Source organism: Mesorhizobium sp. WSM3859 (assembly GCF_002295065.1).
Taxonomy (GTDB): Bacteria; Pseudomonadota; Alphaproteobacteria; order Rhizobiales; family Rhizobiaceae; genus Mesorhizobium.
Window position 1 is genome coordinate 194,051 of record NZ_NSGG01000009.1, and the last position, 18,698, is coordinate 212,748.

Sequence of the window (18,698 nt, forward strand, 5' to 3'; positions counted from 1 at the left end):
TTCAACAGGCGGTGACACCTTGTATGCCCGCCGCAACGCAAAATTGCTCGAAAGGGGTTTACGTCTCATTGATCAATCTTGTATGCTTATTAGACAAGTTGTGCGGTTGTAAGTGTCGCGCCATCAGGGGGAGAAGGATCCGATGAAGATCGTGGACATCAAGACGGCGGTCGTCGCCTATCATGGCAAGGCGACCCTGATCCGGATCGATACGGACGCTGGCATCTCCGGCTATGGCGAAGCCAACCCCGATGCGGGCGCGGCCGCGATCGTCGGACTGATCTCAGAGCTGAAATCGGAATTGATCGGCCAGGATCCGCGCAACGTCGAATATTGCTGGGACAAGATCCGCCGTGATCATGTGTTTTCCGGCGCGCAGGCCGGCATCTTTCTCATCGCCCTCACCGGGCTCGAAATGGCGCTGTGGGACGTGGCGGCAAAAGCCGCCGGCCAGCCGCTCTACCGCATGTTCGGCGGCAAGTTCCGCGACCGGATAAGGCTCTATGCCGATTGCGGCGACGGCGATGACGAATCGGGATCGCCGCAGGGATGTGCGGCCCGCGCGCGCCGCATGGTCGCGGAGGGCTTCACCGCCCTGAAGTTCGACATCGACAATCTGCACCATCCAACCAAATTCGACCGGATGAACCACACCATCAACGGCGCCGAGTTGCGCTCCATGGTCGAGCGCGTTACGGCGGTGCGCGAAGCGGTTGGTCCCGACATCGATCTCTGCATCGACCTGCATGCGCGCTATGATGTGCTCAGCGCCAGCCGCATCGCCGCCGAGATGGAACGCTTCAATCTTCTCTGGCTCGAAGAGCCGATCCCGGCGGAAAACGTCGAGGCCCTGAAGCAGATCCGCATGCGGACCAAGACGCCGATCTGTGTTGGTGAAAATCTCTATCTGCGATGGGGTTTTCGGGAGCTGTTCCAGAATTACGGCGCCGACGTCATCATGCCCGACGTGCCGAAATGCGGCGGCCTTGCCGAGAGCCGCAAGATCGCGAACCTCGCCGAGATGTATTATGTGCCCTTCGCGCCGCATCTGGTGTCGACGCCGCTGGGCACAATGGCGACATGTCATGTCTGCGCCAGCGTTCCGAACTTCCTGGTGCTGGAATGGCACGCGCTTGAGGAACGGGAAGCCTGGGACAGCTATGTCCGCTTGCCGAACGGCGCCAGGTCCATCGTCGAAGACGGCCACATCGCGGTGTCCGATGTGCCCGGCATCGGCGTCGAGCTCAACATGGACGGTGTTCACAAACACGCCGTTCCCGGCTTCGGCATATTTGAATAGCGGACGACCGGCGGGTTCGCCGCTGGATCAGATAAATTCGCTCGGAGGAAGCCATGGGCAAGCGGATCGTCTTCACCGGCGGCAGCGGCAAGATCGGCCGGCACGTCATACCTTACCTGCTCAAGCGCGGGCATCAGGTTCTCAACCTCGACCTGACACCGTTGGATGTGCCCGGCGTCGACACTGTCATCACCAACCTTGCGGATGCCGGCGAGGCCTACAATGCGCTGACGCTGCATTTCGGCTTCAGCGAGTATTTCGGCGGCAAGGGCCGCGCCCCCGTCGACGCTGTCGTCCATTTCGCGGCGCTCCCGCGGATATTCCTGCGGCCGGACAACGCCATGTTCGCCGCCAATGTGCAGTCGACCTACAATGTGATCGAGGCCGCCACCAAGCTCGGCATCCGCAAGATCGTCACGGCCTCAAGCGAAACGGTCTACGGCATCTGCTTTGCCGAAGGCGAACGCGATTTCCCATCGTTCCCGGTGGATGAGGATCACGACGCCGATCCGACCGACAGCTATGGTCTTTCCAAGCTGCTGGGCGAGAAGATCGCGCGGTCTTTCGCCTCCCGCACGGGAGCCGACATCTATGCGCTGCGGATCGGCGGCGTCGTCGAGCCAAAGGACTATGCCCGCTTTCCGGAATTCCTGGCCGATCCCTCGAAGCGGCGGCGGGACGCCTGGACCTATATGGACGCGCGCGATCTTGGGCAGATCGTCGACCTGTGCGTCGAGAAGGACGGCTTGGGCTTCCAGATATTCAACGCCGTCAACGACAACATCGTGTCCGAATTGCCGACGGCGGAGTTCCTCAGGAAGCATGCGCCCGACATACCGGTCACCCGCGCCATGGACACATTCGAGGGACCGATCTCAAACCGGAAGCTGCGCGACGTCCTTGGATTCCGCCAAGAGCATGACTGGCGGACCCAGTGAGCTGATCCTTACGGGTCAGCTCAACGCCTATCGCTCAAAGGCGAGCGGCGACAAAGCTCAGTCGAAGAAGCCGGCATCCTCTTCCTTGACATATTTTCTCGCCGCCTTGGCGTCGATATCGAGGCCGAGCCCAGGCGCTTCCAGCAAGTCCACCATGCTGTCCTTCACGATCTGTTTCGGCAGGCCGATCACGAGGTCCCCCCACCACGGATCGGAGGCGCTCGGATATTCGAAGGCGATGTAGTTCGCGGGCAAGGTGGCGCAGACATTGATCAGCGCGCCGAGGCCGAGCAGGCCGTTCGCGGTGCCGTGCGGCGCCATCAGGATCGAGTGCATGTAGGCGTGCTCGGCGACCCATTTGAGCTCGGCGATGCCGCCGATATCGGCCGGATCGGGACCGATGACCCGCACCGCCTGCGTCTCGATCAGCTCCTTGAAATTGTGGCGCAGATAGATCTGCTCGCCGGTATGGATCGGCGTCGAGGTGGAGGTCGTCAGCTCCCGATAGGCCTGCGGATTGACCCAGGGCACATAGTCGCCAGTGAGCATGTCCTCCAGCCACATCAGATTGTGCTTCTCGACCGCGCGCGCGAATTTGATCGCATCGGGCAACATCCAGCCCGGGCCGCAGTCGAGCGCCAGGCTGACCTTGTCGCCCAGCACCTCCTTCATCGCCGCCACACAGTCGAGCATGTGATTGAAACCGCGCTCGCTGATCACGCCCTGGTCCATGGCGCCGTGATAGCCGGCCTTCTTCTGCGTCACGCCGTAGTGAAAACCCTCCACGCTGTCCTTCATGTTGGAGTGGAACGAGATGCCCTGCTTGACCATGAAGAAGTTCTGCGGCTGCTCCATCATCCACTTGACGTCGGCGGCGTAATCCTCCGGCCGATCGCCCGTGCGCTTGCGGCGGATCGAGCCGTTGTAGACGCGCACCTTGTCACGCACCTTGCCGCCGAGCAGCTTGTAGACCGGCACCCCCGCGGCCTTGCCGGCGATGTCCCACAGCGCGTGCTCGATGGCGCTCACCGCCGCGCCATAGGGCTTGAACGAACCGCGCTGGCGGATCTTCAGCATCACCCGCTCGACATCGGTCGGGTCCTCGCCGACCAGCGCCTCGCGAAAATGCAGCACGAAGGGTTTCAGGTAGGTCTTTGTGTATTCGACTTCGGCCAGGCCATAGAGGCCCTCGTCGGTGACGACGCGGACGATGGGGTGCTTGCCGATAACGGCGCAGCGCAGGTCGGTGATCTTCATGGCGCAGTCCTATTTCACAGACGAAAAAGTTGTCGGCGTGAGCAACTGGCTGCTGATATTGGCAACGAGCTGCCCGTCGCGCTCAGACTCGTCCCGGGCCCTGTGCCATGCCGGATCGGTGACGAAAGCCGTCCATTTCGCCTCACGCTCGGCCAGCGATTCCCAGGCGAGGAAATAGGTGAGCCGATTGTTGTTTTCGCCGATCATCGTAGTGAAGAACCCAGCCTGGCGGATGCCGTGCCTCTCCCAGATGGCCAGCGTTTGCTCGGAAAAGCGTTTGAGCAAAGCCGGCAGCCTGCCCGGCAGGCAGTCATAGATACGCAGTTCGTAGATCATGGTTTCCGTTTCTCTCTCTTCGCCTCTCTCTTGGGAGAGGTCGACACGAATGGTCGGTCGGTTGGGGGAATGAGGGCAAAGGGGCTGGCTAACTCCAGGTCCGGTCCCAGCTATATTCATTGTCCCAATGCTCGGTCGATTGCCATATCCCCGTGACACCGGGCTGCAGATGCTGGCTGATCACCTCGTCGACCACATCGTCGATACCCAGCCCCGGCTTGTCGGGCACGGTGATGAAGCCATCCTTGACGAGCGGCTTGGGAAGTCCTGTGACGATGTCGTCCCACCATTCGACATCGGCGGAGTGGTATTCGAGCGCCATGAAGTTTTCGGTCGCGGTCGCGACATGCGCCGCGGCCATCGCGGCGATCGGGCTTTCGGCCATGTGGATCGCCATGGCAACGCCGTGGTCCTGCGCCATGTCGCCGATCTTCTTGGTCTCGAGGATGCCGCCGCTGGTGAGCAGGTCCGGATGGATAATGGAGAGACCGCCGTTCTTCAGCAGAGGCTCGAACCCCTCCTTGAGATAGATGTCCTCGCCGGTGCAGATCGGCACCGAGGTCGCCTGTTGCAGTTGCCGGTACTGCTCGGTGTACTGCCAGGGGATCACGTCCTCGAGCCAAGCCGGCACGTATTTCTCGATACGGCGCGACAGGCGGATGCCGTCCTGCAGCGAGATGTGGCCGACATGGTCGATGGCTAAGGGAATCTCGTAGCCGATGACCTCGCGGACCTCGTGGATATATTGCTCAAGCAGGTCTATGCCCTTTTCGGTGAAATGCAGACCCGTGAACGGATGCTGCACATTCTGCGCATCGTAGGCGAGATTGCGGGCCTTGCGCTCCTCGATCGTGCCGCCGCGGCCGCGCGGATTGGCGTGAAACCCTTCGAGCGCGCCGGCGGGCGCAGTCACGGCGCCCGGAATGTGGGCGATCTGCATCAGGCCGAGATCCATCTTGAGGAAAGTGAACCCGCGCTCCATGCGCGCCTTGAGGCGCTTGCCGGTCTCCGTGCCGCTCGGCTTCTCGGCGTCGGTATCGCAATAGACGCGCACCTGGTCGCGAAACCTGCCGCCCAGCATCTGGTAGATCGGCACGCCATAGGCCTTGCCGGCAAGATCCCAGAGCGCGATCTCGACCGCCGACACACCGCCGCCCTGCCGGCCATGGCCGCCGAACTGCTTGATGCGGCGGAACAGCCGGTCGACGTCGCAGGGGTTCTCGCCGAGCAGCCGGCTCTTCAGCATCAGCGCAAAGGTGGCGCTGGCGCCGTCGCGCACCTCGCCAAGCCCGACGATGCCCTGGTTGGTGTAGATCTTGAGCAGCGCCGAGGTGAACGGCGCGCCGACGATCTCGGCCACCCGCATGTCGGTGATGCGCAGGTCGGATGGCCTGGAATTCGTGTTGATACGATTGAGAGCCTCGTCGGCTCCATCCGTCTTTGGCATGATTTGTCCTCGTTCCGCTGGGAGTGGCCTCGCGCGCCGGGCCTGCTTTAAGCAGCGCTAGCCCAGTTCGATCTCGTGGGTCTGCAGGTAGTCGCGGTTCATCTCGACACCGAGGCCGGGCTTCGACGTCAGCTTGAGGTTGCCGTTCGAGACATCGAGCGGTCTGTCGATGAGGTGATCGTATTTGGAGAGGTCCCACTCCGAGGTTTCGAGCTTGTAGAAGTTGGGAACCGTCATCATCACCTGCGCTCCCGCGACCACGTTGATCGGTCCGGCGGCGTCATGCGGCGAGACCGGGACGTAATAGGCTTCGCACAAGGCAGAGATTTTCTTGAGCTCGGTGATGCCGCCGGTCCAGGTGACGTCGGGCATGATGTAGTCGGCGAGCTTGTTCTCGAGCACCGGCACGAAATCCCATTTCGTGTGGCCGCGCTCGCCCCAGGAGATGGGGGCGCTGACCTTGTCGCGCACCTGCTTGAGGGCGTTGAGGCTCTCGGGCGGACAGGGCTCCTCGAACCAGTCGATCTGGCCGGCCTCCTCGAGGCTCCGGCAAAGGCGGATGGCGGTAGGAACATCGAAGCGTCCATGCGCGTCGATGAGGATGTCGACATCAGGCCCCGCCGTCTCACGGATCAGCGCCGTCAGTTCGGCAGCTTCACGCTCGTCCTTGCGGGTCATGCCGCCGTCGAGATAGCCGTCCCGCCTTTCGCGGGCCACGCCATCGACGCTCGGACCCTGGTGCGGGAACGGATCGAATTTGAGCCCGGTGTGGCCGGACTCCACGATGTCGCGAATTTCGCGGACCACGGCTTCCTTGCTGGTGAATTTGGCCTGGTTGGGATGGGTGTAAAGCGCGATTTCATCGCGCACCGGTCCGCCCAGCAATTCGTAGATCGGCTTGCCGAGAACTTTGCCGCGGATGTCCCAAAGCGCGATGTCGATGGCGCTCACGCATTCGACGGCGGCGCCGCGGCTGCCCATATAGGTGAAGCTGCGGAAAATCTTGTGCCACAGATGCTCGATGCGCGCCGGGTCCTCGCCTGCCACGGCGGCGCCGATCTGGCGCAGGATCGTGCACAGCGCGCGGTTGGCGAGCTTCGTCGTGGTGGTGATCTCGCCCCAGCCGCTGACCCCTTCGTCCGTCGTCACTTCGACGAACAGGTACTCTCCCCAGTAGGAAGCGTCGGACTTGATCAGCCACGGCCGAATGCTCGTGATTTTCATCTGGACTATCCTCCCTGAAATGGCCAGGCTGACGATGTTGCGGATCCGCTACCCTGCCCGGGCGGCGCTGCGCGCGCGCATGTGTTCGAGGACATGCCGGCCGGAGCCCTCGACATGGCGAGCAATGAGTTCGGCCGCCTTGTCGGCCTCTCCCGCTTTCACGAGCGCGATGAGCTCGCGATGCTCGCGGATGATCGCGGCGCGCCGGGCAAGCGTGAAATTGAACCGCCGGCTGACCGCTCGCAGCACCTCGCGGTGCTTCCACCAGAGCTCGGCGGCGTGGCGGTTGTAGTGCCGCTGGTACATCACGGTATGGAACGCGGTATCCAGCTCGCTGTGCCTGAACGTGTCGGCGAAGTTGTTCTCTTCGATCAGGCCCTGGAGACGTTCGAGCTCGGCGATGTCCTCCTCAGTCGCCATTCCCACGAACCAGCGCGTCAGGGCGGGCTCGATGAGAACGCCGATCTCGTAGATATCGCGCACGAAATCCTGATCTATGGGCCGGACGCGCGCGCCCCGGTTGGGAACGAAGGTGACGAAGCCCTCGCCGCGCAACAATTGCAGCGCCTCGCGCACGGGATTGGTCGAGGTGCCGTGACGGCGGGCGAGATCGGTGACCACGAGCCGCTCGTTGGCGGCCAGCCGCCCCTCGATGATGTCTTCCCTTATCTGCTCGTAAAGCGAGGCGCCCTCGCTTGATGCCCCGAGAGCGTCAATCCCGTCGGGTGGTTCTGCTTTGAAATCGCTCGTTTCCGCCAAGGCCATCCCCCTAGTCCAATACACGATCCGACCGATATCACGCACATCTTCGACAAACAATGTACGATTTGTTGCGTTGACAGCTATTCTGCGATCTGAAAACGTATAAAGTGATCGAAGGGATACATTAGGGCGGAGAAATATCCCGGCGATCGAAACGAGCAAGGACCGCTTGCCTAGGCGCAGAGCGGCACAGGAGAACCTGGGAGGAGACCTATGAGGAGGATCACAGTCGGCGGTGCCGTTCTGCGCGGCGCTGTTTCCACTGCTTTGACGATATCGCTGATGTCCGCTTCGGCGCTAGCCGCGCCGCCGGTCGACCTGAGCAAGTGGTCGCCGGAATATGTGCGCTCGATTGCCGGCACGCAGGATTTTGACACGGCTGGCGATTGCGCCAAGGTCACCCCGCTCGATTACAAGGGGCGACTGACTTTCTGGTACCAGGGCGTGTTCGAGGGCGACCCCGATCTCCTGCGCCAGTACTACAAGGATTTCTTCGCGACCTTCCGCAAGACCTATCCGAACATCCAGCTCGAGGAACAGGCCCTCACCTATAACGACCTTCTCGACAAGTTCCGCACGGCGCTCCTTGGCAATGCCGCGCCGATGGCGGTCCGCCTGCAGATCCTAGGTGGCACCGAGTTCGCCTCGAAGGGCTATCTGCAGCCGCTGAAACCCGAGGACGTCGGCTACTCGACCGAGGATTTCTGGCCCGGCGCCATGAAGGCGGTGACCTGGGACGGCGTGACCTACGGCATTCCGACCAACAATGAGACGATGGCCTTCATCTGGAATGCCGACATCTTCAAGCGCGCGGGCCTCGATCCGAACAAGCCCCCGGCAACCTGGGACGATGTCGTCAAATATTCCAAGCAGATCCACGACAAGCTCGGCATTGCCGGCTACGGCCTCGTGGCGCGCAAGAACGCCGGCAACACGCCCTACCGCTTCATGCCGCAGCTATGGGCCTATGGCGGCGGCGTTTTCGACGAAGCCACTGCGAACCCGACCTACAAGGACATCGAGCTCAACAGCGCGCAGAGCAAGGCGGCGCTGCAGGCATCCTACGACATGTATGTGCGCGACAAATCGGTTCCGGTCTCGGCGCTCACCAACCAGCAGGCCGACAACCAGCCGCTGTTCCTCGCCGGCCAGCTCGGCATGATGATCTCGCATCCGTCCGACTACAACGTCATGCTCGACCTGCAGAAGAAGGCGACGGGCACCGACAAGGACAAGGCCCAGACCGTCATCGACAACATGCGCTACGGCCTCATTCCGACCGGTCCCGACGGCAAGCGCGCCGTCGTCTTCGGCGGCTCGAACATTCACATCCTGAAGCCCGAATATGTCGAGGGCGGCAAGGTGGACGAGCCGGCGGCAAAGGCCATCATCTGCATGTGGACGAGCCCCGAATGGTCGCTAAAGATGGCCTATGCCGGCTCGAACCCCGGCAACCTCAACGGCTTCAAGACCAAATGGATGAAGGAGCGTCTGGACAGCATCAAGTTCCTCGATGTCACGACGTCGATGCTGCCATACGGCATCCCGTTCCCGGCGCTGCCGCAGTCGCCCGAGATCATGAACATCATCGTCCCGGACATGCTGCAGAATGCCCTGACCGGAGCGATGACCGTCGACCAGGCGGCGGACGACGCGGCCAAGAAGGTGAAGGACCTGATGGGCGGCGGACTCTAGTCCAGGCCTGAGCTGCGATCCGACCGGCTGCGCGTCGAGCGCAGCCGGTTCGTTCCGATGAACAAGGGCACGCCAAAGTGACGATCGTGAGCGGCAAGGCCGAGGCTCGCCGAACATTGCAATCCGCCAGGTCCGATGTGCTTCGCAAGATGTGGGAGCATCGCGCCGACTATGCCTATGTGCTTCCGGCGATCGCCGTGATGCTCATCGTCATCGCCTATCCGATCTACTACACGATCGAATTGTCGTTCTTCAACACGCCGCCCGGCCTGCAGCTCCGCGACAAAATCTTCGTCGGTCTCAACAACTACACCGCCATCCTGACCAGCGGCGTGTTCTGGCAGGTCACCTTCAACACCCTGATCTGGACAGTCGCATCCACTTTCTTCTCCTTCGTCCTGGGGTTTGCCGCCGCGCTGGCGCTCCATCGCGACTTCATCGGCCGCGGCGTCCTGCGCGCCATCCTCATCATTCCCTGGGTCATCAGCGCCGTCGCCGCCTCATACATCTGGAAGTGGATCTACCATTCGGATTTCGGCATCATCGGCGCGGTGCTGGTCGAGCTCGGATGGGCCGAGCGGCCGCCGAATTTCATCGACAGCGTCTCAACGGTGCTGCCCTCGCTGATCGTCGTCAACATCTGGCGCGAGTTCCCTTTCGCCATGATCATGATGACGGCCGGCCTGCAGACCGTCCCCGAGCCGTTGCTGCGCGCCGCCAAGGTCGATGGCGCCAACGCATGGCAACGCTTCTGGCACGTCACCTTCCCGCATTTGCGCAATGTCTCGACGGTGACGATCCTGCTGCTCGCGGTCGCGAACTTCAACTCCTTCATCATCCCCTGGATCATGACCGGCGGTGGGCCATCCAATGCTTCGCATATCTGGATCACCCACATCTATGAGCTCGCCTTCGGCCGCCAGAGGTGGGGTGTGGCATCGGCCTATTCGGTGCTTCTGTTCATCATCCTGATGACGCTCGGCTACTTCTACGTCCGCGCGCTGAGCGGCAACGAGCGGAAGGATGGCGGCGCATGAGCACGGTTTCCGAGACAATCTCACGGGGCCGGTCCGCCCGCCGCGTGCGCATCGATGGATGGCGGTGGGGCGGACGCGCCTTCCTGGTGTTCATGCTGCTCTATACAGCGCTGCCGATGATCTGGATGCTGCTCACCTCGATCAAGTCCGGCTTCGCGGCGATGCAGTTTCCGCCGCAATGGTGGCCCGACCAGCCTACCCTTGACAGCTACCAGAAGCTGCTCGATCCGCAGAACAGCGTCGGCCAGGATTTCCTGCGCTTCTTCTGGAACAGTCTCATCGTCTCCACCGCCACGACCATCCTTTCGGTGATCGTGGCGGTCCCCGCTGCCTATGCGTTCTCGCGCTTCACCTTTCCGGGCCGGAACTTCCTGTTCTTCGCCGTCCTGCTGCGCAACATGTTCCCGGCGGTGATCTTCCTCGTGCCGCTCTTCATCCTGATGCGCGCGATCGGACTGGTGAACACGCACGGGTCGCTTGTCCTCACCTACCTCACCTTCGGCCTGCCGCTGGCGATCTGGCTGTTGAAGGGGTTTTACGACAACATCCCAGTGCAGCTCGAGCAGGCGGCGCGCATCGACGGCGCAACGCGGTTCCAGGCCTTCGTCCTGATCGTGATGCCGCTCTCGGCGCCGGGCATCATCGCCACAGCGATCTATTCCTTCATCGGCGCGTGGAACGAGTACATCTATGCCTACACTTTCCTCTCCAAGAACGAACAGCTGACGCTGCCGGTCGGCATCCAGCGCTTCTTCTCGGAGAACACGACGGACTTTCCTGGCCTGATGGCGGCCAGCTTCATGATGAGCGTGCCCGTCGTGGTGCTGTTCCTCCTCCTGCAACGATACTTCGTACGCGCCCTCACCGAGGGCGCGGTCAAGCACTAGGGAGCTGCCTGCATGGCCCATGTGGTCCTCAAAGATCTCGTCAAGACCTATGGCAGCTTCAAAGCCGTCAACGACGTTTCGCTGACGGTCAATGACGGCGAGTTCGTCGCGCTGGTCGGCCCGTCCGGCTGCGGCAAGACGACCACGCTCAATCTCGTCGCGGGCCTGATCTCGGTCACGTCGGGCGACATTGTCATCGGCGACCGGGTCGTCAACGATCTCGACCCCAAGGATCGTGACATCGCCATGGTGTTCCAGAACTACGCGCTCTATCCGCAGAAGTCGGTCTATATGAACCTCGCCTTCCCGCTGCAGATGCGCAAGCTGCCCAAGGACGAGATCGACAGGAAGGTCAGGGAAGCGGCGCGCGTGCTGGACATGACGCAGCTGCTCGAGCGCAAGCCGCGCGAGCTTTCGGGCGGGCAACAGCAGCGCGTGGCGCTCGGCCGCGCCCTCGTTCGCGATCCGGCGGTGTTCCTGATGGACGAGCCGCTCTCCAACCTCGACGCAAAGCTGCGCGTGCAGATGCGGTCCGAGATCAAGCGATTCCACCAGGATCTCAAGGCGACGATCATCTATGTGACGCACGACCAGCTCGAAGCCGTGACCATGGCGGACAGGATGGCGGTTATGAATGGCGGCTATCTGCAGCAATATGATTCACCGGCGCAGGTTTTCGCCCACCCCGCCAACATGTTCGTCGCAAGCTTTGTCGGCAGCCCGGCGATGAGCCTCATTCCGCTGGAGGCATCGACGGCAAACGGCGGCGCCGTCCTGACGAGCGCGGAAGGCTGGAGCCTCGCGCTCTCGCCGCGCAACGCCCAGAAGGTCGCGCGAGCAACCACCAGGAAGGTCGTGCTAGGCGCCAGGCATTCGACGATCAAGCTGCACAAGAGCGCCATTGCCGACGCCATTCCGGCCAAGGCCTATACGGTCGAGCCGACCGGAGACGTCACCTTCGTGCAGGCGTTCCTCTCCGGCGCCATCGTCAACATCAGCGTGTCCCCCAACGTCGCCATCGCACCTGACGAGCAGATCTGGCTCGAGTTCGACCAGGAGCGCATCCACCTGTTCGACAGCGAAACCGAGGTGGCGCTCGAAGCCAGTTGAGACAGCGAACGCATGGGGCATGAGGGGGAATGACGACGAAGATGAAGATCACCGCGATCAAGCCCTATCCGGTGTGGGTCGGGACCCGTAACCAGATGCTTGTCAAGGTCGAGACCGACCAGGGCATCTCCGGCTGGGGCGAGAGCGGCTTGAGCGGTCGCGAGAAGGCCGTGGCTGGCGCGGTCGAGCATTATCGCGAGTTTCTCATCGGCCGCGACGCCATGCAGATCGGCCGGATCTGGCAGGAGCTCTATCGCAGCCAGTATTTCGAAGGCGGGCGGGTTCTGCAGGCGGCGATCTCCGCCATCGACATCGCCCTTCACGACATCAAGGGCAAGGCGCTGGGGGTGCCGGTCTACGAGCTGCTCGGCGGCAAGCAGCGCGACCGCATCCCGACCTTCGCCTCGACCGGAGACGAGGCCGAGGGCGACGCCGCCATAGAACGGGCGCGCGAGTTGCGTGCCGAAGGATGGCAGGCGATCCGCTTCTTCCCAACCGGGCAGAGCAGCAAGGACATTTTCGAGCCGTGCGAGTCGATCGGTCCTACCGCCACCATGCTGAACAAGGCGCGCGAGGCGCTGGGCGACGAGATCGTGCTCGGCATCGACTATCATCATCGGCTGTCAGTGGCCGAGGCGGCGAGCTTCTGCAACAAGCTCGGCCGCGGTGTGCTCGATTTCCTCGAGGAGCCGATCCGCGACGAGGCGCCGGAGGCTTATGAGAGCCTGCGCAGGATGACCGACATCCCTTTCGCCATCGGCGAGGAGTTTGCCAGCAAGTGGCAGTTCCTGCCCTACATCGAGCGCGGCATCCACCAGTTCAACCGGCTCGATGTCTGCAATGTCGGCGGGCTCACCGAGGCGATGAAAGTCGCCGGCTGGAGCGAGGCGCATTATGTGGACTTGATGCCGCACAATCCGCTCGGACCGGTCTGCACCGCCGCAACCATCCATCTCGGCGCGGCGGTCCCCAACTTCGCCTGGCTTGAAACCAGGGTGCCCGAGAAGAAGCTGGGCTTCGACAATTCCGAGTTCTTTCCCGTGCAACCGCGGCTGGACGGCACCCATTACCCGGTCGGCGACCTGCCGGGGCTCGGGGTCGAGGTCAACGAGGCGGCGATCCAGGCGCAGAGTTTTCGCTTCTGGGAAGCGCCGCATCTCAAGCGCCGCGACGGTTCCGTCACCAACTGGTAGTTCCATCTCACCCGGAGTCCGACAATGACGCATACAACCGACATCACCCGGCCGCCCAAGGACCTGATCGAAGCGCTGAAGGAGATCGGCGCCGCGACTGTTGCCGGCACGCTCGGCCATATGGGCTTCCGCAGCCCGCACATGGTCGGCCCCGTGGCGCAGAACCACGGCAAGTCGGTCGTCGGGCCGGCGCTGACGCTGCAATTCCTGCCGCAGCGGCCGGACCTCTTCAACGAAGGCGAATATGCCGATCCGGAAACGCAGTTGCACCGGCATGTGCTTTACCACGCGCAGGAGGGCGACGTGGTCGTGGTGGACGCGCGCGGCGACATGAGGTCGGGCGTCTTCGGCGATATGATGTCGACCTATTTCAAGGGCCGGGGCGGCGCGGGCATCGTCATCGACGGATGCATGCGCGACCGGCCCAATGTGGAGAAGCTCGATCTGCCGCTATGGCTGCGCGGCTGGACGCCCAACTATCACGTGCAGACCAGCATCTATCCCAATGCCGTGAACGTGCCGATCGCCTGCGGCGGTGTCACGGTGATCCCCGGCGACATCATCGTCGCCGACGATGACGGGGCCGTGGTGGTTCCAGTCTCGATGGCGCCCATGGTGATCGAGGAGGCGCAGAAGCATCATGATTGGGAAGAGTTTTCCCGAGAGAAGCTCATGCAGGGCGCGCCCTTGCAGCGCTACTATCCGCTGCACGACGATGCTCGCGGAGAGTATGAGGCGTGGCGCAAAACGAGGCGTTAAAGCAATTCCAGGAAAAGTGTAAGCGGTTTTCCGCCCGGAATTGCGTAAAAACAAGGAGATAGAGGGGTTCGCCGTTTCCGTGAAACGGTGAAACGCTCTAGCGCAGCCAAGCCAACGAAGGAACGCAGCCATCGTGACTTGGACCGGTGCACTTCAAGCCAGTCTAGACGGAACGAGATAGCGCCGCTCGGCATAGCGAGGCGCGCAGTCGTTGCCTGCTGGTCGGCGGCGATCCAAGCCTAAAGGATCGCCGCCGGGCGAGTAGATCCGCGTTACTGCAGCTTCGCCTGGAGCGCGTTGACGTCATCCGTCGTCATCTCGCCGTCGGTCGTCACCTTGCCGTCGACGATTTTCCAGAGCCGGAACGGGCCGGTGATATCGCCAAATTTGTCGAAAGAGACTGGGCCGATCACGCCTTCGTAGCGGATCGGCTTTCCGTCCTTGATCAGGCCGAGTGCCTTGGCGAATTCCTCCTTGCCGGCATAGATCGGTGTGCCTGCCGGATCGACCGCCTTGTACATGGCGTCCTTGATCTTGGCCGGGTCGTCGGAGCCGGCGATGGCGATGGCAAGCCCGACGATGGCCCCTGCGTCATAGGAACGATCGGCGGCCGGGTTCGATGGCTCGATGCCTGAGAATTCCTTGTAGTTCTTGTTGAAATAGTCGGTCGACGCGGTCGGGCTGGTGCCGGAGGACGTACCGTAGGCATCCTTGAGATAATCGGCTCCGACGGATTCAATGAAGTCGGGACTGTTCATGCCGTCATTGAGCAGGAACTTCTGCACGCCGCCTTGCGAGATCCAGGTGCGGGCGACGGTGGCGCCGTCGACCGGCGTGCTGACGAGATAGAGTCCGTCCGGTTCGCCGGCCATCGCCGCCGTCACTTCCGAGGCATAACTCGACTGCTTCTCATTGTAGGGCGTGTCGGAGACGATGGTGCCGCCGAGCGCCTTATAGGCGCGCGAGAACTCGGCCACCATGTTGACGCCGAAGTCGTTGTTGACGTGGATGATCGACAGCTTCTTGAAGCCCTTGTCGATGGCGTATTTAGCAGCGGCCACGCCCTGCAGCGCATCCGAGGTGATGGTGCGGAAGAAAATGCCGTTGGTCTTGCCGTCGCGGCCGAGCGCGGTCAGCGTCGGCGAAGAGGACGCCGGCGACACCTGGACGATCTTGGCCGGCGCGGTGACCGAGGTGAGGATCGGGATCGACACCGAAGAGATGATGCCGCCGATGATCACTGGCACTTTCTTGACCTGGACGAGCTGGGTCGCGGCGTCGACCGCGACATTGCCCTGGCTCTGGCTGTCGCGCGTGTCGGTTGCGAGATCGCAGCCGCGCACGCCGCCCGCGGCATTGATGTCGCGGAAGGCCATCTCGACCGACTTGGCACCCGCCTGGCCGTATTCGCCGGCCGGACCGGTCAACTCCATGACGAGGCCGACGGTGATCTTGCAGTCGGCGGCATGCGCTGCGCCAGCCAGCGCCACGAGAGCGAGCGCGGTGGTGAATTTCAGGATCGTGTTTCTCATTGTTGTTCCCCTTGATTTACTCGACTTTGGTTTGATCTCTTGAGCCTGTTTCAACCTTCCGGCACCTGCAGCCAGGTCTCATGCAGATGCCGCCATTCGACGCCGTTGGGCGCCGATGAACTGGTGGTGAAGACGGCGCTCGACTGGCGGCGGCTGAGCCTGCCACCGCGCAGCTGCGCCTCGACATAGAGGACGACGATGGTGTCGTCGGTTTGCCAGCCGGGCCGAATGTCCTCGATCGAGATGGCAAAGCCGTCATCGCAGGTGGCGCGGCTTTGCCTGACATGGTCGACGACCCCATCGCGACCAAGCACCGCCCCGCTCGGCGCGATCATGGTCAAGCCTTCGCCCATGGCGGCTTCGAAGCGACCGAAGTCGACCGCATCGGCGCGCGCGGCGACGAACCAGTCGACGAAGAAGCGATGCAGATCGACGATCTCGGTGCTGGCGCGGGAAAACAGCGAGGCCTCCTGGCTCATGGCGCTCACACCCGGCCCGCATTCAGATTGTAGTGCATGATTGAGCCGTGGCGGCCATGGCGGTCACGCTCAAGCGTGTAGACGTCGCCTTCGAGACCGGGGCTTTGCGCGATTACGGCGCCGATCGCCGCCTTGTCGTCAGGGGTCAGTTGGACGTCCATGATTGCCGCATTGGCAAGCGCGTGCGACTGGTTGCGGGCGCCGACGATGACGGCCGCGACCTGCGGCTGTTCCAGCACCCAGGCGCTGGCGATGGTGGCGATGTCGACGCCGTGGCGATCGCCGACCGTCTTCAATACCTGCAGCAGTTGCTGGAACAGGTCCCAGCCGCCGAAATCGTCGATGATCAGCTTGTATTTGACCAGCGAGCGGTTTTCGAGCGGCGTCGCCGGCTCGGCAGCGCCAAGCCATCGATCGCTGAGGAAGCCGCCGGCAACCGAACCGTAGCATAGGAAATGCATGCCATGTTTCTTCGCCAGCGCGGCAAGGCCGCGGGCAGGACGCTGGTCGAGCACGGAATATTGCAGTTGCTGACTGACCACCGGAATGCCCGCCGCCAGGATTTCGGCTAGCCGCTGCGTGTCGAAATTGGTGGTGCCGAGATTGCGAACCTTACCCTCGCGGCGGAGCTCGTCGAGCCAACCCATCGCCTCGACATAACGAGGCTGCGCATAGTCCCACCAGTGGAATTGCACTAGGTCGATGCGCTCGGTCTTCAGCCTGCGCAGCGACTGGTCGATGATGCCCCTGATATAGTCGCGGCTGATGCCGGCTAGCCGCTCAAGATCAGGCACCAGCTTGGTGTGTACCTTCATCCTGGCGGCGGCATCCAGGCCGCGCTCGTTGCCAAGCCGCAGACGCGCGGCGCCGATCAGCTCCTCGACACCGGTGTAGATGTCGGCGCAGTCATAGGTGAAGATGCCGGCGTCGAACGTCGCGATCAAATCGCTCACCGCCTGTTCGCGGTCTATCGCGCCGTGGCCGCCGGCCAATTGCCAGCCGCCGCGAATGACGCGCGAGATGGCGTAGCCTTGGGCAAGTTCGAAAGTCTTGGCGGTCATTTGCGCTCGGTCTCCCCCGGCAGCGGCACCGCCGTCGTTTCGGCATGGCTGAACCGCCGCTTGGCCACCCTGACGATCCTGAGCCGGCTGGCGCAGTTGGGATCTGGACAGGCGATCTCGGCGTCGGACGTCATCCAGTCATTGGCGTGCGTCGGCCGTTGCTTGGCCGCCAGCAGCGGCAGCACGGCGGCAATGGAATAGATCGAAAAGCCCTGCCCCGCCGGCAGCGACAGCATCTCGCCCTTCAGTTCGAAATAGTCGCCCGCCTTGGCGCCGCAATAGATCGGCTTGCCCTCGGGGACGACCGCCTCGACGCGAAGATCAAAGAGCTCGAAACTGTCATCGCGCTCGGCCATTTTCAGATCTCCGCTCGCGTGAAGGCGACGTCGCAGGCGCCATTGCGGCGAATGACGCCGCAGGCGACAGCGAACCGTTCCCGCTGCTCCGGCAGCACCTGTGCGACGACGCTTCCAGCGAGCCACCCGATCGGAAACAAGAGCCGCGCGCCCTGCCCGTAGAACAGGCCGATGTCGAAGATCGCGTTCGGATTGCCGCCCCACATGCGCGGCGGCACATAGGAGAGCACGATGTCGCCGGGCTGGGGCGTCAGCGTCGCATTCTCGGCCGGCAACGGCTGGGCATAGGCCTGGCCCTCCAGATGCGGCTGCGGCACCGGACAGGAGATTTCAGGACCGGTCCACATCGCGTGGATGCCGGCGACCACGCGCGGCTCCTCCAGATAGCTCCAGAGAAAGGCGGCATTGCCCGGCGCCTTTTCCGGCAGCAGCAGTGCCGTCGCCGACAGGCCGGAACGCGGTTCGGTGATTTTTATGGCGGCCTTTGTCATCTCACTCCGTTCGAGCCTTGGACTGCAGCTTGTCGCGAAGGAAGGCAAAGGGCCGGCTGATGTCGGCCACCAATGCCTCGCGTGCGGCCTGTGCGTTCTGCGCCGCAAGCGCGGCAACGATGCTGCGATGGTAATGCGCGGTGTCCACCTCGCCGGCTTCGGAAAAGGCGTAGATGGCGACGCGGATGCATGGGCCGGATTGCAGCCAGAGGCTCTCTATCATCGGTATCAGCACGGCTGACCCGCAGGCACGGTAGATCTCGAAGTGAAAGCTCTGGTTCAGCGTAACCTCGCGATCGACATCCTTCTTTTGCTTGAGCGCCCGAACCTCGTCCCATTCGCGCAGCAGCGCCTCGACGGTCACAATTCCACGCGGCCCCATGCGCGTTGCGGCGAGCGAGATCGCCTCCCCTTCGATCAGGATGCGCGCGCGCAGCAGGTCGTCGATCCGCTCCAGCGTGATCGGCGGCACGCGCACCGAACGGTTGGGCAGCGCCTCGAGCGCTTTTTCCGTGATCAGCCGTCCGAGCGCCTCACGCACCGGCATGGTCGACGTGACCAGCGCGTCGGCAAGGCCGCGAATGGTCAGCACCTGACTTGGCTCGAACAGGCCGCCGATCAGAGCGCGGCGCAGCTCCGAATAGACGCGGTCCTGCACAGTCTCGCGGCCGACCGGCGCAAGCTGCGCGGCGAAAACGTCATTGGTCCGCTCCACGGCTGCCTTGTGCATGCGCTCCCGACTCCAGCCCTTTTTCTGGCGACCGTTTTTGGCGGACCTGCCTGTTTTCGGCTTGCGGAGAAAATTAAAGCTGATTAGCGTGATCAAAGCAAGTG

General features: G+C 62.8%; 19 protein-coding genes. 8 read left to right on the forward strand and 11 right to left on the reverse strand.

The genetic code is table 11. The annotated features are described in order from the left end of the window. Window positions 1-142: 142 nt before the first annotated feature. Both CK230_RS20255 and CK230_RS20260 read left to right on the forward strand, forming a co-directional pair. The gene (locus CK230_RS20255; protein ID WP_095818969.1) at window positions 143-1,300 is read left to right on the forward strand and encodes a mandelate racemase/muconate lactonizing enzyme family protein; all 1,158 of its coding nucleotides are present in this window, start codon (window positions 143-145) and stop codon (window positions 1,298-1,300) included. A gap of 53 nt (window positions 1,301-1,353) precedes the next feature. Further along, complete coding sequence (locus tag CK230_RS20260) at window positions 1,354-2,238, forward strand: NAD(P)-dependent oxidoreductase (RefSeq protein WP_095818904.1); 885 nt, start codon at window positions 1,354-1,356, stop codon at window positions 2,236-2,238. A 57-nt stretch (window positions 2,239-2,295) separates the two neighbouring features. Here the strand turns inward: CK230_RS20260 and CK230_RS20265 are convergent, their stop codons facing one another. From CK230_RS20265 to CK230_RS20285, 5 genes are all read right to left on the reverse strand, one after another. Further along, window positions 2,296-3,495 carry a mandelate racemase/muconate lactonizing enzyme family protein gene (locus CK230_RS20265; protein ID WP_095818905.1) on the reverse strand — a complete coding sequence of 400 codons (1,200 nt, stop codon included), beginning with the start codon at window positions 3,493-3,495 and terminating at the stop codon, window positions 2,296-2,298. A gap of 9 nt (window positions 3,496-3,504) precedes the next feature. Then, a complete protein-coding gene (locus CK230_RS20270) occupies window positions 3,505-3,831 on the reverse strand; it encodes an NIPSNAP family protein (protein ID WP_095818906.1) in 327 nt (108 codons plus the stop codon). A gap of 88 nt (window positions 3,832-3,919) precedes the next feature. Beyond that, window positions 3,920-5,278, reverse strand: a complete 1,359-nt coding sequence (locus CK230_RS20275; protein WP_095818907.1) for a mandelate racemase/muconate lactonizing enzyme family protein — start codon at window positions 5,276-5,278, stop codon at window positions 3,920-3,922. Window positions 5,279-5,335: 57 nt separating this feature from the next. Next, the gene (locus CK230_RS20280) at window positions 5,336-6,502 is read right to left on the reverse strand and encodes a mandelate racemase/muconate lactonizing enzyme family protein (protein ID WP_095818908.1); all 1,167 of its coding nucleotides are present in this window, start codon (window positions 6,500-6,502) and stop codon (window positions 5,336-5,338) included. Between the two features lie 48 nt (window positions 6,503-6,550). Next, window positions 6,551-7,261, reverse strand: coding sequence for a GntR family transcriptional regulator (locus tag CK230_RS20285; protein WP_095818970.1), 711 nt, complete (start codon window positions 7,259-7,261; stop codon window positions 6,551-6,553). 216 nt (window positions 7,262-7,477) lie between these two features. Between CK230_RS20285 and CK230_RS20290 the strand changes: the two genes are divergently transcribed. From CK230_RS20290 to CK230_RS20315, 6 genes are all read left to right on the forward strand, one after another. Next, entirely contained in the window at window positions 7,478-8,959 is a 1,482-nt protein-coding gene (locus CK230_RS20290) for a sugar ABC transporter substrate-binding protein (RefSeq protein ID WP_095818909.1), read from the forward strand. A 77-nt stretch (window positions 8,960-9,036) separates the two neighbouring features. Further along, the gene (locus CK230_RS20295) at window positions 9,037-9,996 is read left to right on the forward strand and encodes a sugar ABC transporter permease (protein WP_095818910.1); all 960 of its coding nucleotides are present in this window, start codon (window positions 9,037-9,039) and stop codon (window positions 9,994-9,996) included. After that, a complete protein-coding gene (locus CK230_RS20300; RefSeq protein WP_095818911.1) occupies window positions 9,993-10,883 on the forward strand; it encodes a carbohydrate ABC transporter permease in 891 nt (296 codons plus the stop codon). The genes CK230_RS20295 and CK230_RS20300 overlap by 4 nt, the downstream gene beginning before the upstream one ends. Before the next feature lie 12 nt (window positions 10,884-10,895). Next, a complete protein-coding gene (locus tag CK230_RS20305; protein WP_095818912.1) occupies window positions 10,896-11,993 on the forward strand; it encodes an ABC transporter ATP-binding protein in 1,098 nt (365 codons plus the stop codon). A gap of 29 nt (window positions 11,994-12,022) precedes the next feature. Next, window positions 12,023-13,186, forward strand: coding sequence for a mandelate racemase/muconate lactonizing enzyme family protein (locus CK230_RS20310; protein WP_095818913.1), 1,164 nt, complete (start codon window positions 12,023-12,025; stop codon window positions 13,184-13,186). A gap of 24 nt (window positions 13,187-13,210) precedes the next feature. Beyond that, on the forward strand, window positions 13,211-13,945 hold the full coding sequence (locus CK230_RS20315; protein ID WP_095818914.1) for a ribonuclease activity regulator RraA: 735 nt from the start codon (window positions 13,211-13,213) through the stop codon (window positions 13,943-13,945). Window positions 13,946-14,217: 272 nt separating this feature from the next. Here CK230_RS20315 and CK230_RS20320 read toward each other — a convergent pair whose 3' ends face one another. The 6 genes from CK230_RS20320 to CK230_RS20345 are packed head-to-tail and all read right to left on the reverse strand — an operon-like array spanning window position 14,218 to window position 18,594. Then, window positions 14,218-15,477, reverse strand: a complete 1,260-nt coding sequence (locus tag CK230_RS20320) for an ABC transporter substrate-binding protein (RefSeq protein WP_095818915.1) — start codon at window positions 15,475-15,477, stop codon at window positions 14,218-14,220. 50 nt (window positions 15,478-15,527) lie between these two features. Beyond that, complete coding sequence (locus CK230_RS20325; RefSeq protein ID WP_095818916.1) at window positions 15,528-15,956, reverse strand: hypothetical protein; 429 nt, start codon at window positions 15,954-15,956, stop codon at window positions 15,528-15,530. 5 nt (window positions 15,957-15,961) lie between these two features. Continuing rightward, window positions 15,962-17,017, reverse strand: a complete 1,056-nt coding sequence (locus CK230_RS20330) for an aldo/keto reductase (protein ID WP_095818917.1) — start codon at window positions 17,015-17,017, stop codon at window positions 15,962-15,964. Continuing rightward, on the reverse strand, window positions 17,014-17,373 hold the full coding sequence (locus CK230_RS20335; protein WP_095818918.1) for a TIGR04076 family protein: 360 nt from the start codon (window positions 17,371-17,373) through the stop codon (window positions 17,014-17,016). Before CK230_RS20335 ends, CK230_RS20330 begins: the two co-directional genes overlap by 4 nt. Window positions 17,374-17,375: 2 nt before the next feature. After that, on the reverse strand, window positions 17,376-17,864 hold the full coding sequence (locus tag CK230_RS20340) for a DUF3830 family protein (RefSeq protein WP_095818919.1): 489 nt from the start codon (window positions 17,862-17,864) through the stop codon (window positions 17,376-17,378). A gap of 1 nt (window position 17,865) precedes the next feature. Next, window positions 17,866-18,594, reverse strand: coding sequence for a GntR family transcriptional regulator (locus tag CK230_RS20345; protein WP_095818971.1), 729 nt, complete (start codon window positions 18,592-18,594; stop codon window positions 17,866-17,868). Window positions 18,595-18,698: the final 104 nt, after the last annotated feature.